Raw genomic sequence first — 14,496 nt, 5'->3', positions numbered from 1 at the left:
AGGCGGCCGTGCACCGCGCTGCCTATTTCAGGCTAGGGCGGCTCCAAAGCCCACAACAGGGCACTAAGCCCCCGTCCGCCGTGATCGGTAGCGGGAGTCCCGGCGATGACGGGACCTTCAGCCCTATAGCCGCCTGGGGATGCTTGGCATTCTGGTGGGGGCAGCATCCGGGTCCCCACTGTGCGGGGCCGGAGCGGCCCGAACCCCCAGTGACTTTCCGCCGGAGGCATCCACGGGATGCCCGCCGGTGCGCAGCCGCATCCGGCCGGCTGGATTTTGAAAGGACCGGCATGTCCGCTGACATCCTCACGTTCCGTCCCGCCCGATTGCGGCAGGCGGAAGCTGCCCGCCGGCGCGCGATGCTCCTCCACCCTTCCAATTTCATCGCCGGGCCAGCTCCTGGCGGTGACGCCGGGAAGGAAGCTGAAGAGCTCGCCGTGCGGTTCGATTCGCTCTATCAGCGCTTCCTGGACCACGGACTGCCGCCGAACCAGGCCCGGACAGAGGTGGCGCGGACGGCAGCACGGGACATTTGGGACGGTTTTGCCTCCCGGTTGCGCGGCCACCGGGCAGCCGGCCAGCAGCTCGACGCCAATGTCCTGGCCGTTGCCCTTGCGTCAATCCAGTGCATGAACATCGCCCTGCCACGGCGCCCGGACGACCTTGACCACGCCGTCCGCACCGTCAGTACCGCCCGGCGCCGCCTCCAGTACAACGGCGGCCTGCTGGCGCGCCTGCATCCGCACCGAAACCCGGCGTTCCATGATGCCGTGGCCACGCTCCAGGCGCTGGAGGTATTCCTCACACCGCAAAAGAAAGCCGCCTGAGACGGGACGGGTGGTCAGGACCATGGCAACCGAGGACGAATACAGGGCAGTGTACGGCGGCGGCTTCCCGGCGGCAGGCCTGGGCGCCGCGGCCGGGCTGGGCGACGGCGGGTGCAATGCCATTTCCAGGGACAACGGCGGGCTGGTGGGCCGCTGGAGTTCATGGGAAACTGCCAGCGTGGCACTGAACCGGCTCCAGGAGCTCGGCGGGCGGTATGAGTACCGCCTGGAGGAGTCCCATCAATGGGTGACCGGTCCGGAACACAACACCATCTGCGCTGTCTGCAGCATCCCCCGGGAGGCTCCGGTACCCACCCTTACAGCGCTGGGAATGGAGTGGCCGCAAGTGCTGGATGAATAAATGTGGTTCCTTCCGGAGGGGCGGCTGCGGGGAGAGGGCAGCCGGGGAGGGCATCGAACCGATGAGAGCGTCTTAATGAACACACCTGCAGAACCCCCTGGAGAGGCTGCGTTCCCCGTCATGCCCGTCCGGGTGTTCATCCTCAATGACCACGAGATGGTCCGCCGAGGCCTGGCCGACCTGCTCGAGCACGCCGGATTCGATGTTGTTGGCGAAAGCGGATCGGCTGCGGAGGCGGCCCGCCTGATCCACATCCTGCAGCCGGACATCGTTGTGCTCGATGACAGGCTGCCGGATGGGACGGGCATCGAGGTGTGCCGTGACCTGCGCGCAACCGCCCCGGACGTGAAGTGCCTGATCCTTACCGGCTGGGACGAACAGCACGCGGTGCGCGCAGCGGTTCTCGCGGGCGCGTCAGGGTATGTGCTCAAGCGGATCGGAGACCATGATTCTTTGATCAACTGCCTCCGCATCACCGCCGCCGGCATACCGGCCATGGGTCCGGGGGTAAGGGAACGGGTGGCCGAAAGCCTCCATGCCACCGCTTCCGCGCCCTGGCTCAAAGCCATGACACGGACGGAGCGGAGCGTGCTCGCCCTCATGGCGCGCGGGCTGACCAACCACCAAATCGGGGAGGAGATGGTCATGACCGAGGCTGCCGTCGCCGCCAGCGTCTCCTCCGTGCTCCAGAAGCTCGGCTTCCGTCGGCGGGCCCACCTGATACCCGCGCCCATCCCCCGGGCGTGGGAACTGCTGCACTGACCAAGCCGCCGGTCAGCCGGCAGCGGGCGCCCTCCAGGTCACGCTGGTGCCTTTGCCGGGGACGCTGTCGATGATGCATTGACCGCCCAGGCGGGCGGCCCGGTTCCTCATGTTGGTCAGCCCGCTGACCCGCTGGGGATCCTTGAACCCGCGCCCGGTGTCGCGGACCGTGAGGACCACGTCGCCATCCTGGACGGCGAGCAGGATGGCGATGTCCTCCGATCCCGAATGCCGGACGGCGTTGCTGACGCTTTCGTGGAGTACCGGGAGCAACTGTGCGGCGACATCGTCGTCCACCGCATCGTCCACCGGCCCGGAAAACTGGATCCTGGGGAGGAATCCGGACGCGTTGGCGGCTTCCTGGACGGCGCGCAGCACCTGCCCGCTGAGCAGTTCCCTATCAGGCTCACGGGCCTGCAGGGAGTAGATGGTGTCCCGGAGCTGGTGGATGCAGTCGTCGAGTTCCGCGGTGATCCCGGCGATGCGCCGCTCGTGGGCCTGCGGATCCGCGGTGTAGCGGCGCAGCCCCTGGATGCTCAGCCCGGCAGCGAAGAGCCGCTGGATCACCAGGTCGTGCAGGTCCGCCGCGATCCGTTCCCGGTCGATGAACAGGGCGTGCTCCTCGCGCAGCTGGTTCGCCTTGAGCAGGTCCAGGGTCAGCCCGATCCGGGAGGCAAACACTGCGCTTTGTTCAGCATCGACGTCCGTATAGCGGGCGCCGCCAACGGCCCGGGCCAGGACCAGGACGCTGTCGCGGTGGCCGTCACTGTTGCTGCCCAGGGCGGCCACCAGGACCGGGCCCAGCTTCTCGGCCGACGTCGGATCGAACACCAGGAGCGGGTCGGCCAGGACCTTGGACTCCCCCGTCTCCAGCACTTCGGACAGGATGGCGGCGGCGGGCAGTTCCTGGCCGCCGGGCATCGACTGGGCACCCACCGAGGTCCGGCACCTGATGGTTCCGTCCTTCCCCACCGAGGCGATCAGGGACAGGACCGAGGAAGATGCGTTGAGGGCGCGTTCTGCGATCATGTCCAGGTTCTCGGTGTCCGAGCGCGGCTGGTCCTTCAGCCGGTCGCTGACTTCCATGCCCGCTTCCAGCCAGCGCTGGCGGCGCCTGCTGTCATCAAAAAGCTTTGCGTTCTGGATGGCCACACCGGCCGCGGCCGCCAGGGCAACTGCCAGGTCCTCGTCCTCACCCGTGAAATCCTGGCCACCGATCTTTTCCGTCAGGTAAAGGTTCCCGAAGACCTCGTTACGGACCCGGACCGGGACGCCCAGGAAGGTGCTCATGGGCGGGTGGTTGGGGGGAAACCCCACCGCGATGGGGTGTTCGCCCAGATCGTGGAGCCGCAAAGGCTTGGGTTCGCGGATCAGCTGGCCCAGCACGCCGTGGCCGGTGGGCAGGTCTCCGATCACCCTGGCGCCTTCTTCATCGATGCCCACAGTGATGAAGTGGCTCAGCTGCTGGTCGTCACCGATGACGCCCAGGGCCCCGTAGCGCGCCCCGACAAGTTCGCACGCAGACTGCACCAACCGGTCCAGAACTGCCTCCAAGCTCAGGTCCTCCGTCATGGAGACGACTGCGCCGAGCAGCCCCTCTACGTGTTCCTGTGCCCGGACAAGATCATCTGCCCGCTCTACGAACTCCCGCAGGAGTTCCCGGGTCCGTCGCCTAATAGGTTCACGCCACATGTAAAAACGCTCCGATATCGAACGCATCCACGGCGGGCTGCCTCACCCCGGATCCGATATTTGAAAGCCCCCAGCGTCCCGTTCACCACTCTAACAACCCGTGGCGCCGCGCGCCCTAAAGGTTACGGCCGGCCCCGGGCCGCCGTGCCCTGCCTCCCCTCAGGACGCGTCCCCGGGCGGCAGGAATCGGGAGCGGGGGTACCTTGACGGGGATGCTGAACCGGAACGCCCGCCGGGCAATGTGGTGCGTATCCCTCCGGCGCCGGACGGGCGGCGGCGGGGCGGGCAGCTGCTGGGCGTCGCGTGCGAAGAACCATTGCTTGGCCACCTCCACCAGCACCAGGTACACCACCACCATGCCCATGAGGGCCAGGAAGAACGGCACCGGCAAGGGGTCGAAGCCCAGCACTGCGGCCACGGGTGACAGCGGCAGGAAGATGCCGAGGGCCACCACTCCCAGCGAGGCGGCGATCAGGCCTGCTGAGGGCCGGCTCCGCAGAAAGGGGACCCGCCGGGTGCGGATGGCGAAAATGATCAGCGTCTGGGTGGCGATGGATTCGATGAACCAGCCGGCCCGGAACTCCCCCGGCGCTGCGGTAAACACAAACAGCATCAGCGCGAACGTCGCGAAGTCGAACAGCGAACTGATCGGCCCGAAGAGCAGCATGAACCGCCGGATAAAGGCAATGTCCCAGTGCGACGGCGCCCGCAACTGCTCCTTGTCCACCCGGTCCCCCGGAATGGCCAGCTGCCCCGAGTCGTACAGCAGGTTGTTCAGCAGGATCTGGCCCGGCAGCATGGGCAGGAAACTCAGCACCACCGAGGCCACTGCCGCGCTGAACATATTGCCGAAATTGCTGGAGGTGCCCATCAGTACGTACTTGATGGTGTTGGCGAAGATCCGACGGCCCTCCATCACGCCCTCTGCCAGCACGCCCAGGTCTTTGTCCAGGAGGACGACGTCGGCCGCGTCCTTGGCAACGTCAGTGGCGGTATCGACGGAGATGCCGATGTCCGCCTTGTGGAGTGCCAGCGCGTCATTGACGCCGTCACCCATGAAGCCCACGGATCCGCCGCTGAGGCGCAGCAGGGCGATAATGCGTGCTTTTTGTTCGGGCGAGACCCGCGCGAAGATCGTTGCCGTTCGGGCGGCGGCGGCGAGGTCGGCGTCGGACATGGCTTCAACCTGGGCACCGGTGAGGGTGCCGCCTGAGATCACGTCCAGGTCCGTACAGACCTTCTCCGCCACCTTGGCGTTGTCCCCGGTGGCGATCTTCACCGAGATGCCCAGTGCCTCCAGGAGGTCCAGGGACTGGCGGGCACTGGCTTTGGGGCGGTCCAGGAAGACGAGGAAACCGGCCAGGGTCAGGTTGCGCTCGTCCGCCGGCGTCAGCCTGTCCAGCCCCGGGACCGGGCGGGTGGCCACGGCAACCACTCGGGAGCCGGCGTCGAACTGTTCGTCCAGCAGTGCCTGCACGGCGGGCGGGGTGGATCCGCAGAGGGCCAGGATGTCCTCCGGGGCGCCCTTGGTGATCAGCTGCGCGGGGCCCCCGTTCTCCCGGACCAGCACTGTGGTGCGGCGGCGCTGGTGGTCGAAGCCGATCAGGTCTACCCGCTCGAAGCGCCCCGGGTCGAAACCGGACGCCCCGGGGCTGTCCCAGAGGGCGGCGTCCAGCGGGTTCTGCCCGGCCGGGGAATTCTTGGCCTCCGCATAATCGGTCTCGGTGGCCAGCAGGCCCAGGGTGAGCAGGCCGTCGTCTGCCGTTTCCGGGGCGGCTGGCAGCGCACCGGTGAAGCTGATCCTGCCCTCCGTCAGGGTGCCGGTCTTGTCCGTGACCAGGATGTCCATGTCCCCCAGGTCCTCGATGCATACCAGGCGTTTGACCAGCACCTTGCGCTTGGCCAGCTGCCGGGTGCCGGTGGCCAGGGATGTGCTGACCACGGCAGGGAGCAACTGCGGGGTGATGCCGACCGCGATGGCCAGCGAGAACAGCAGCGATTCCAGGAGGGGCCGCTGCAGCAGCAGGTTGGCCACGAAGATCACCGAGGTGAGCACCATCGCTACCTGCAACAGCAGGAAGGAGAACCGCTTGAGTCCCAGCTGGAATTCGGTCTGCGGCTGCCTCTCGCCCAGCCCGAGGGCGATGCGCCCGAATTCGGCCCGGCCGCCGGTGGCCACCACCACCCCGGTGCAGCCGCCGGACTGGACCACCGTGCCCATGAACACGCAGGAAGTGAGGTCCCCCAGTGCTGAACCGGGTGCTACGGGGGAAGCTTCCTTGGCCGCAGGCTGGGACTCCCCGGTGAGGATGCTTTCATCGCAGAGAAGGTTGTTGGTGGTCAGGAGCCGGATATCCGCGGGGATGATGGCACCCAGGGAGAGATGGACGACGTCGCCCGGTACCAGTGCGGTAACGTCCACTTCCCTGGTGCTTCCCCCGCGGAGTGCCACGGCACGGTGCGTGACACGGTCGTGCAGGGCCTCGGACGCCCGTTCCGCGCGGTATTCGTTGGTGAAGCCGAGGCCGACGCTGACCAGCAGGATCACGCCGATAACGATGGAGTTGGTGGCGTCGCCCAGGAACAGGGACAACCCCGCGGTGACGATCAGGAGGATCAGGATGGGGCTGGCGAACTGGCGCCCCAGGACTGCCCAGGCGTTGGCGCGGTGCGTGCGGACCGCATTGGGGCCCAGCTGTTCCAGGCGGGCGGCGGCTTCCTCCCCCGTGAGGCCGCCCGGCCCGGATCCCAGGCGTGCCAGCGTTTGCTCCGCCGTCAGGCTTGCGGCATCAGTGATGGCCAGCTGGAGGGAGCTGCGCTCCCGGACGTTCACGTCTGTCATGCCGATCCGTTCGGACGCGTGGGCTTCTTGGCTTTAACCTAAGGCAAGGGTACGACGGCGGCGGCATTCCACCTTGGCAGTTACTTCAGGCTGAGGACGTCGTCAATCGGCCGGCCGTTGACGTACACCTGTGCGCTGGTGGCTCCCGATGCGGCCATGGCGGTGTACTCCAACTGCGCCTTCACCCGCGGATCATCGCATTCCCCGGCCAGCATGAACTGCCCGGAGAGCCAGATGGTGATGGTGCTGCCGTTCAACTCTCCGCCCAAGTAGGTCAAGTTGGACTGGTAGAGCGCATTTACCAGCCCGGACATGCCCACATCCCGGCTCTTATTGGCCAGCAGCGTCCCCACACTGGGGCCCACCTGGTCGGTGAAGCGGACGGGTGCCGTGGTGGTGGCCACCAGGCTGTCACCGCAGCCGATCATGGGCCCCGAGACACCGTCGTCCCCCACCGCCACGTAGTAGATGGTCAGCGGGGCAACCTGTTCCGGGAGCCCGGTGGGGGCAGGCTCCTGCGTGGGCGGCGGGCTTGCCGGGGCGGACGACGGCGGCGGGGAAGACGGGGTGGTGGGCGCGACTGAGGTGCTGGGCGGCGAAGTCGGGGTCGCCGTGGTGGTGGGGCCCGACGTCGTACTGGGACTGGCACTGGCCGTGGGGCTCGGGGCCGCGGAACTGGTGGTGGGGCCCGGCGACGGCGTGCCGGAGCAGCCCGTGAGGACCAGCAGCCCGCTGAGGCCGAGAACGCTGAGTGCCGAAAGCCTGGGCTTGGTCATGATGCCCCCTTGGATGTGGGTCCCGCGGCCGTGGGACCCACATCCAAGCTACGCCTGGGGGTTACTCCAGAACAGGGACTAAAGTCCGAGTACTCCAGGCTACGGGTGCACCAGCACCTTTACGGCAGTGTCCTTGTGGTTGATGAGGGTGTCGAAGCCCTGCTCCACCAGGTCCTCCAGCGCGATCCGGCCCGTGATGAACGGCTTGAGGTCCACCTTGCCCTCCTGCACCATCCTGATCACCGCGGGGTGGTCGCGGACGTAGGCGATGGTGCCGCGCAGGTCGATCTCCTTCAGCACCAGCTTCTGCATGTCCACGGTGGCGGGCGCGCCCCAGATGGACACGTTCACCACCACGGCCCCGGGCCGGACGGCGTCGAGCATGGTGTCCAGGACGGCGTTCACGCCGGCGCATTCGAAGGCGACGTCCGCCCCGGTGCCGCCGGTGAGTTCGCGCACCCGCGCCGGGACGTCCTCCTTGCTTGGGTCCAGGACGTGGTCCGCCACGCCGCTGGAGGTGGCCTTCTCCTTGCGGGCCTGGGTGAGCTCACTGATGATCGTGGTCACGCCCATGCCTTTGAGGACCGCCGCGGTGAGCAGGCCGATCGGCCCGGACCCGCCCACCAGCGCGGTGTCGCCTGCCTTGACGCCGCTGCGCGCCACCGCGTGGTGCGCCACGGACAGCGGTTCAATCAGTGCGGCCTCATCCAGCGGGATGTTGCCGACGGGGTGCACCCAGCGCTGGTCCACCACGATCTTCTCGCTCAGCCCTCCCCCGCCGCCGGACAGCCCGATGAACCCCATCTGCCGGCACAGGTGGTAGCTGCCCGCCTGGCACATGTCGCAGGTCCCGTCCACGAAATAGGGTTCAACGACGACGTTGTCACCCACTTCCAGCCCCTCCACGCCTTCGCCGACTTCAGCCACGGTCCCGGAGAATTCATGCCCCAGGGTCACCGGGGATTCCTCGTGGGACAGCGGGTGCGGATGCCCCGGCGCGGGACAGAAGATTGGCCCCTCCAGGAACTCGTGCAGGTCCGTGCCGCAGATGCCGCACCACGCGACGTCGATCTTCACCGCCCCCGCCCGCAGCTCCGGCTCCGGGATGTCCTCGATCCGGATGTCCTTGCGGGCGTGGAAACGTGCTGCCTTCATGATGGTCCTTTCATGTGGGTTTCGACAGGCTCAACCGCCGAGTCAGCGGGTGTGGTGGCTGGGCTGCAGTTCGTAGACCGGTGTGTCGAGTCCTTCCATCCGGGCCTTCAGCTGCAGCGCCAGGTAGGCGGAGTAGTGCCGGCTCTGGTGCAGGTTGCCGCCATGGATCCAGAGGTTGGGCACATTGGTGGGCTTCCACATATTGCGCAGCTCCCCCTCCCAGGGACCAGGGTCTTTTGGCGTGTCTGAGCCATATCCCCAGCATTTGCCCACCCGGTCCGCGATTTCGGGCGAGGCCAGGTCCGCCAGCCACCCGTTCATGGACCCGTACCCGGTGGCGTAGACAATCAGGTCCGCCTCCAGTTCGGTGCCGTCATCCATCACCACGGCGTTGCCGGTGATCTTGGTGACCTGCCCGTTCTTCAGCTTCACCCTGCCGTCGATGATCAGCTGGGAGGCGCCGACGTCGATGTAGTAGCCGGAGCCGCGCCGCAGGTACTTCACGAACAGGCCTGAGCCGTCCACGCCGAAGTCCAGGTCGAAGCCGGCGGCCTCCAGCTGGGAGTAGAACTCCGCGTCCCGGGATGCCATCTCCTGGTACACCGGCACCTGGGCCCCGGGCAGGACGCGCATGGGCAGGGAGGCGAACAGCAAATCGGCCTTTTCCGTGGTCATCCCGGCGGCGAGCGCCCGCTCCGAGTACAGGTCACCCAGCGCCAGGTCCATCAGGGACTCGCTGCGCGCGATGTGGGTGGAGGAGCGCTGGACCATGGTGACGTCGGCCCCATGCTCCCAGAGGTCGGCGCAGATATCGTGCGCCGAGTTGTTGGAGCCGATCACCACGGCCTTCTTGCCCGTCCAGTCCCCGCCGCCCGGGTGCTGGGAGGAGTGCCGCTGCTCGCCCAGGAAGGACTCGGCGCCGTCGAAGACCGGGATGTTCGGGTAGCCGGAGACGCCCAGGGCGAAGATGAGCTGCTTCGGCCGGAGCGTCACCTGTTCGCCGTTGCGAAGGACGTTGACCGCCCATTCCTGCGTGCCGTCGTCGTACGCTGCCCCCACGCACTCGGTGCCGGACCAGTAGTTCAGCTCCATGATGCGGGTGTAGTGCTCCAGCCAGTCACCGATCTTGTCCTTGGCGGCAAAAACGGGCCAGTCGTCCGGGAACTTCAGGTAGGGCAGGTGGTCGTACCAGACGGGATCGTGCAGGTGCAGGGACTTGTAGCGGTTGCGCCAGGAGTCGCCGGGGTTCTGGTTCTTCTCGACGATGATGGTGGGCACGCCAAGCCGCTTCAGCCGGGCGGCGAGGCCGATCCCGCCCTGGCCGCCGCCGATGATCACGCAGTAGGGCTGCTCCTCGTAGCCGAGCCGCGCCTCCTGCTCCTCCTTGAGTTCCTTCCAGGACCGGCGGCCGCGGACAATTTCGTGGGCCACGCCCTGCTCCCGCCGCGGACCCTTCTTCTCCTCGAAGCCCTTGAGTTCCTGCATGGTGGTCAGCAGCGTCCAGCATTTGCCGTTCCGCAGCCGGAGGTGGCCGTAGCCGCGGGCGGCACCGGTCTCGAACGTGATCCAGGCTTCCACATTCTCTGCGTCCCCGGTGGCAGCCTCCGAGAGCGCCCAGTGGGCGGGCTGCACGTGGTCCAGCGTGGTTTCCAGCATCCGGCGGATCTCCGCCTTGCCTTCCAGCGTTTTCAGGTTCCAGGTGAACGCCACGAAGTCGCGCCAGTAGCAGTCGTCCTCGAACAGGTCCAGCGCGACGTCCACGTCGCGGCGCTGCAGCGCTCCGTCCAGCCCGGCAAGCCAGGCCCGCGCGGCAGCCGTGGGTGTTTCGGTCATCTCCACTCCTTTGTGCTGTTTCATGGGCTCCGCCCGCCCGATATGCTGGGGCGGGCGTGAGCTGCATCACCAGTTGAACGCGGCGGGGGTAACAGCGGCGTTACACGGATCCGGCAAGGGAGCCGGGCTGCGAGGAGGAAACGGTGGACTACGGCCAGAGGTTTTCGGACCCGGCGCGGTACGCACGGACGCTGCGGCGCGCGCACGAGCTGGTCATCGCCGGTGTCACACGGCCCGAGATCCCCGCCCGCCTGGTCGATTCGTGGCACCGGTCCATGGCCCTGGGCATCAGCCCGGACCAGCACAGCCCGCGCCACCTGCACGAGGTGTCCGAGGTCCTGGAACTGCGGCGGGAACACCGGCTGCAGCAGGTCATGCCCGCGCTTCACGATCTGTTGGCGGATGATTCCCGGTCCGGCCGCCACCTGCTGGTGCTCACCGATGCCAGCGGCGAAATCCTGTGGCGGGTGGGCAGTCCGGATGTGCTCCGGCGCGCCGACACGCTGGAGTTCTCCGAAGGTGCCGACTGGTCCGAGGCGGGCATCGGCACCAACGCCATCAGCGAGGCCCTGGTTACCGGCGGCGCCGTGCAGCTGTTCTCCGCCGAGCACCTGGTGCGCACGCACCACGAGTGGGCCTGCACGGCGGCGCCCATTACGGACCCGGCCACGGGACGGGTGCTGGGCGTGCTGGATGTCTCGGGGCCGCTGGACACCATCAGCGCGGACACCCTGCGGATGGTGCGGTGCGCCGTCCGCGTGGCGGAGGCCTTGCTGGGAACGTCCGACGGCGGCACCTCCCCGGGTGCCCCCTCTTCCGTGGCGGCCTCTTCCGTGCGTGCGTCGCGGCGGCCTGCGCCCATCGCCGCCAGGTCCGTGGCGGTGGAGTCGCTGGAACTGCTCGGCGATAAGCCCGCGGCCGTGTTCGCTGACGGGAGCCGCGTGCCGCTGACCCTGCGCCGGGCGGAAATCCTGGCGCTGCTGGATTCGCGGTCGCAGGGATGGTCCGCGGAGGAACTGGCGTATGAGCTGCACGGGGACGCGGGGACGCCGCAGGCCATCCGGACGGAGATGTTCCGGGTGCGGTCCATGCTGGGCAGCGCCGTGGAGTCCAACCCCTACCGCCTGGCCGCTGGCCTGGCCGGACATTCCGATTCCGGGAGGGTCCTGCGGTTGCTGCGCGATGGTTTTGTGGCGGAAGCGCTGGAAGCGTACCGGGCACCCCTGCTCCGCCGGTCGGTTGCCCTTGCGGTGCAGCTGCTGCGGGACCAGCTGGACATGGCCGTGGGATCGGCCGTGCGGGCCGGCGGGGACGCTTCGCTGCTGGTTCAGTGGCTTTCCACCGACATGGGAGCTGTTGACCCGCTGGCTGTCGAGGCACTGGGCCGGCTGGTGGGCGGCGGCGATCCGCGGTACCTGGCCTTCCGGGCGGCCTGCCCCGCTGGTTGAGCGCGACAAGGGTGTGGCCGCCGCTTCCGTAACCGGGGAGTTGTAAAATGGCCGGGGCCACACCGTCCGGCGCTACGCCTGCGCTGGAGATCAGACCCCGGGCTCAGCCGGGGCTCCTGGACAGGACGGGCAGTGTGGACCGGGAATGGTTTCCGTTTCCGCCTAAAGCTGGGGAGCACAAGGGATGTCTGGGGCTACCGAATCTACTGCCGGCCGCTGTATCCGCTGCCGGCCGGAAACACCTGCCTCCTTAGCCGTGCCCGGAACGGCCTGCGGAACCGCTCGAGGTCTATTAACCGCAGGATGGATCGGTCACTAGGAGGCCACCCATGTCATTATCCAAGCGATTCCGGGGCTCCGCCGGTGCTGTGCTGGCCGCTGCTGCTGCTGTGATGCTGGCGGCGCCGCCGGCCACGGCGCTCACCCCTGCGGTGGCCCTCGCTCCACCGCCGTCGCCCGCGGTCAGCGGTGACGCGCAGGCGGCCAGCCCCCAGGCCGGTGACGAGGGCCGCTACCTGGTCCGCTTCACCAAGGGCTCGGACGTGGCCACGGAAGCCCAGTCACTGCAGGGCCAGGGCGTGCGCATCGGCCGGACCTTCTCCGCAGCAGTCAGGGGAGCGGCCATCACCGCCACCAAGGCACAAGCGGCTGCCCTGGCCCGTTCGCCACGTGTTGCCCTGATTGAGCCGGACTCCCCCGTGACGGTTGCCGACACCCAGCAGTCACCGTCCTGGGGCCTGGACAGGATCGACCAGCGAGCGCTCCCGCTCTCAGGCACGTTCACGCCCACCGCCAGCGGCGCCGGCGTCAGCACGTACGTCATCGACACCGGGGTCCTGGCGGAAAACACCGACTTTGGCGGCCGAGTGGCGCCGGGCTGGACCGCCATTGCCGACGGCAAGGGCAGCAGCGACTGCAACGGCCATGGCACGCATGTTGCCGGCATCATCGCCGGGAAGACCTTCGGGGTAGCCAAATCAGCCAGCGTGGTCCCGGTGCGGGTGCTCGGCTGCGACGGCTCCGGGTATGACTCCGACGTCATCGCGGGCCTGGACTGGATCGCCTCACAGCATGCCGCCGGCACGCCCGCGGTGGCCAACCTCAGCATTGGCGGTCCCACCAGCACCACGCTGGATGACGCCATCAGGGGAATCATCAACGACGGCGTCACGGCCGTGGTGGCTGCCGGAAACGCCGCGGTGGATGCCTGCACCACGTCCCCGGCACGGGTGGCCGAGGCCTTGACCGTGGCGGCCAGCGATTCCTCGGACCGGCAGGCAGGGTTCTCGAATTACGGGAGCTGCGTTGACCTGTATGCCCCGGGGGTGAACATCCAGTCCGACTGGGACACCTCCACCACCTCGGTAGCGACGCTGAGCGGCACGTCCATGGCGTCTCCGCACGTTGCCGGTGCTGCGGCGCTGTCCCTGTCGCGGAACCCGCAGCAGACGCCGGCTGCGGTGGCAGCGGACCTGACGGCTGCGGCCACTCAGGGCACTGTCACCAACGTGTCAGCGGGAACCCCCAACCGCCTGCTCTTCACCGGCCCGATTCCGGTACCGGCTCCGGCCCCGGTGGCGAGAGATTTCACCAGTGACGGCAAGGCCGATGTCCTGGCCCGGGACAGCGGCGGCAGCCTSTGGACCTACCCCGGCCAAGGMAACGGGCTGCTCGGCGCRCGCRTCAACRTCGGCGGCGGCTGGAACATCATGACCGCCATCAGCGCAGCAGGGGACCTCACCGGSGACGGCAAACCCGACCTCATCGCCCGCGACACCGACGGCAGCCTCTGGACCTACCCCGGCCAAGGAAACGGRACCTTCGGCRCACGCATCAACATCGGCGGCGGCTGGAACATCATGACCGCCATCAGCTAGGAACGGCTGTGGGCCGTCACCAGACGGAGTCGCCGCGCAGCACAGCGTCGCTGCCGCCGTCCACGTAGACGATCTGCCCGCAGAGGTGGGTGTTTTCGGCGCTGTTGAGCCAGGCCAGGAGGCGGGCGACGACGATGGGTTCGGCGATGCCGTTCAGCGGCATGGGGACCACTTTCAGCAGCGATTCCCGCTCCTGTTCAGTGTCGATCAGGTCGGCGGTCATGGGTGTGGCGATCACACCGGGCGCCACGGCGTTCAGCGGGATCCCGGCTCCTGCCCACTCGGCAGTGGCAGCTTGCCGGCGGACCCACCGGGACAGCGCCAGCTTGGTGGAGGCGTAGATCAGTTGTCCGGTGGTGGCCGGTTCCTGGGCCAAAACCTGGGCCCGGTCCATGGCGGCCGGTTCGTCCCCGTCAGTCAGCAGCGCCACGAGCTCATCGTCGCTGGCCATGAGGGCGGCCATGGAGGAAACCACCACGGCGCGCGGTGCCTCCGATCCGGCCAGCAACGGCCGGAGCCCTTCGATCGAGGCGACGGTACCGAAAAAGTTCACGGCCACCGTGGCCGGAGCCGGTATCGCGAGACCGGCCACTGCGTAGATGGCGTCAATCCTGCCGCCGCTGACTTTTCGTACCGCATCCACCAGGGCACCTCGGCCCTCCGCGGTGGAGAGGTCGGCCACCACTTCGGCGTCGTGGAGATCCACGCCAATCACGCGTTCGCCCCGCTGTTCGAGCAGTTCCTTGGTTGCCTTGCCGATCCCTGAGGCGGCACCGGTGATGACGGAAGTGCGGGGCATGGTGTCTTCTTTCGCTGGCTGGGCGGGGTCGGTGCCAACGATGCCCGGCGGCCCCCGTTGGAACCAGAGTCCAAAGGCCCGTGCGGCGCTGAAGACAGGAACAAGGGATCTAACAACCCTTGTC

Annotated in this window: 11 protein-coding genes; 5 read left to right on the top strand and 6 right to left on the bottom strand. The window is 68.0% G+C overall.

Translation table 11 applies throughout. From position 1 onward, the window contains the following. Window positions 1-290 precede the first annotated feature (290 nt). The 3 genes from AC1DIP_RS19315 (at window position 291) to AC1DIP_RS19305 (ending at window position 1,950) form a co-directional block, all read left to right on the top strand. Complete coding sequence (locus tag AC1DIP_RS19315; protein WP_477734735.1) at window positions 291-827, top strand: hypothetical protein; 537 nt, start codon at window positions 291-293, stop codon at window positions 825-827. Window positions 828-849: 22 nt separating this feature from the next. Further along, window positions 850-1,188 (top strand): hypothetical protein, encoded by a 339-nt coding sequence (locus AC1DIP_RS19310; RefSeq protein ID WP_477734734.1) that lies wholly within the window; start codon window positions 850-852, stop codon window positions 1,186-1,188. 75 nt (window positions 1,189-1,263) lie between these two features. Then, window positions 1,264-1,950, top strand: a complete 687-nt coding sequence (locus AC1DIP_RS19305) for a response regulator (RefSeq protein WP_477734733.1) — start codon at window positions 1,264-1,266, stop codon at window positions 1,948-1,950. 12 nt (window positions 1,951-1,962) lie between these two features. Here AC1DIP_RS19305 and AC1DIP_RS19300 read toward each other — a convergent pair whose 3' ends face one another. The 5 genes from AC1DIP_RS19300 to AC1DIP_RS19280 form a co-directional block, all read right to left on the bottom strand. Beyond that, on the bottom strand, window positions 1,963-3,642 hold the full coding sequence (locus AC1DIP_RS19300; protein WP_477734732.1) for a GAF domain-containing sensor histidine kinase: 1,680 nt from the start codon (window positions 3,640-3,642) through the stop codon (window positions 1,963-1,965). A 115-nt stretch (window positions 3,643-3,757) separates the two neighbouring features. Continuing rightward, complete coding sequence (mgtA, locus tag AC1DIP_RS19295) at window positions 3,758-6,484, bottom strand: magnesium-translocating P-type ATPase (RefSeq protein WP_477734731.1); 2,727 nt, start codon at window positions 6,482-6,484, stop codon at window positions 3,758-3,760. An 80-nt stretch (window positions 6,485-6,564) separates the two neighbouring features. Then, window positions 6,565-7,260 carry a hypothetical protein gene (locus AC1DIP_RS19290; RefSeq protein ID WP_477734730.1) on the bottom strand — a complete coding sequence of 232 codons (696 nt, stop codon included), beginning with the start codon at window positions 7,258-7,260 and terminating at the stop codon, window positions 6,565-6,567. A gap of 99 nt (window positions 7,261-7,359) precedes the next feature. Continuing rightward, on the bottom strand, window positions 7,360-8,415 hold the full coding sequence (locus AC1DIP_RS19285) for an alcohol dehydrogenase catalytic domain-containing protein (RefSeq protein WP_476209823.1): 1,056 nt from the start codon (window positions 8,413-8,415) through the stop codon (window positions 7,360-7,362). 42 nt (window positions 8,416-8,457) lie between these two features. Further along, entirely contained in the window at window positions 8,458-10,248 is a 1,791-nt protein-coding gene (locus AC1DIP_RS19280) for an NAD(P)-binding domain-containing protein (RefSeq protein ID WP_477734729.1), read from the bottom strand. Between the two features lie 143 nt (window positions 10,249-10,391). On the opposite strand from AC1DIP_RS19280, the gene AC1DIP_RS19275 reads away from it, so the two are divergent. Next, the gene (locus tag AC1DIP_RS19275; protein WP_477734728.1) at window positions 10,392-11,696 is read left to right on the top strand and encodes a GAF domain-containing protein; all 1,305 of its coding nucleotides are present in this window, start codon (window positions 10,392-10,394) and stop codon (window positions 11,694-11,696) included. Window positions 11,697-12,025: 329 nt separating this feature from the next. Continuing rightward, window positions 12,026-13,573, top strand: coding sequence for a S8 family serine peptidase (locus AC1DIP_RS19270; RefSeq protein ID WP_477734727.1), 1,548 nt, complete (start codon window positions 12,026-12,028; stop codon window positions 13,571-13,573). Window positions 13,574-13,589: 16 nt separating this feature from the next. Here the strand turns inward: AC1DIP_RS19270 and AC1DIP_RS19265 are convergent, their stop codons facing one another. Then, complete coding sequence (locus AC1DIP_RS19265) at window positions 13,590-14,372, bottom strand: SDR family oxidoreductase (RefSeq protein WP_477734726.1); 783 nt, start codon at window positions 14,370-14,372, stop codon at window positions 13,590-13,592. Between the last annotated feature and the right edge of the window lie 124 nt (window positions 14,373-14,496).

Source organism: Pseudarthrobacter sp. 05T312, assembly GCF_056396685.1.
Note: the sequence above shows the minus strand (reverse complement) of the source record. Positions and strands in the feature narration are given on the sequence as shown.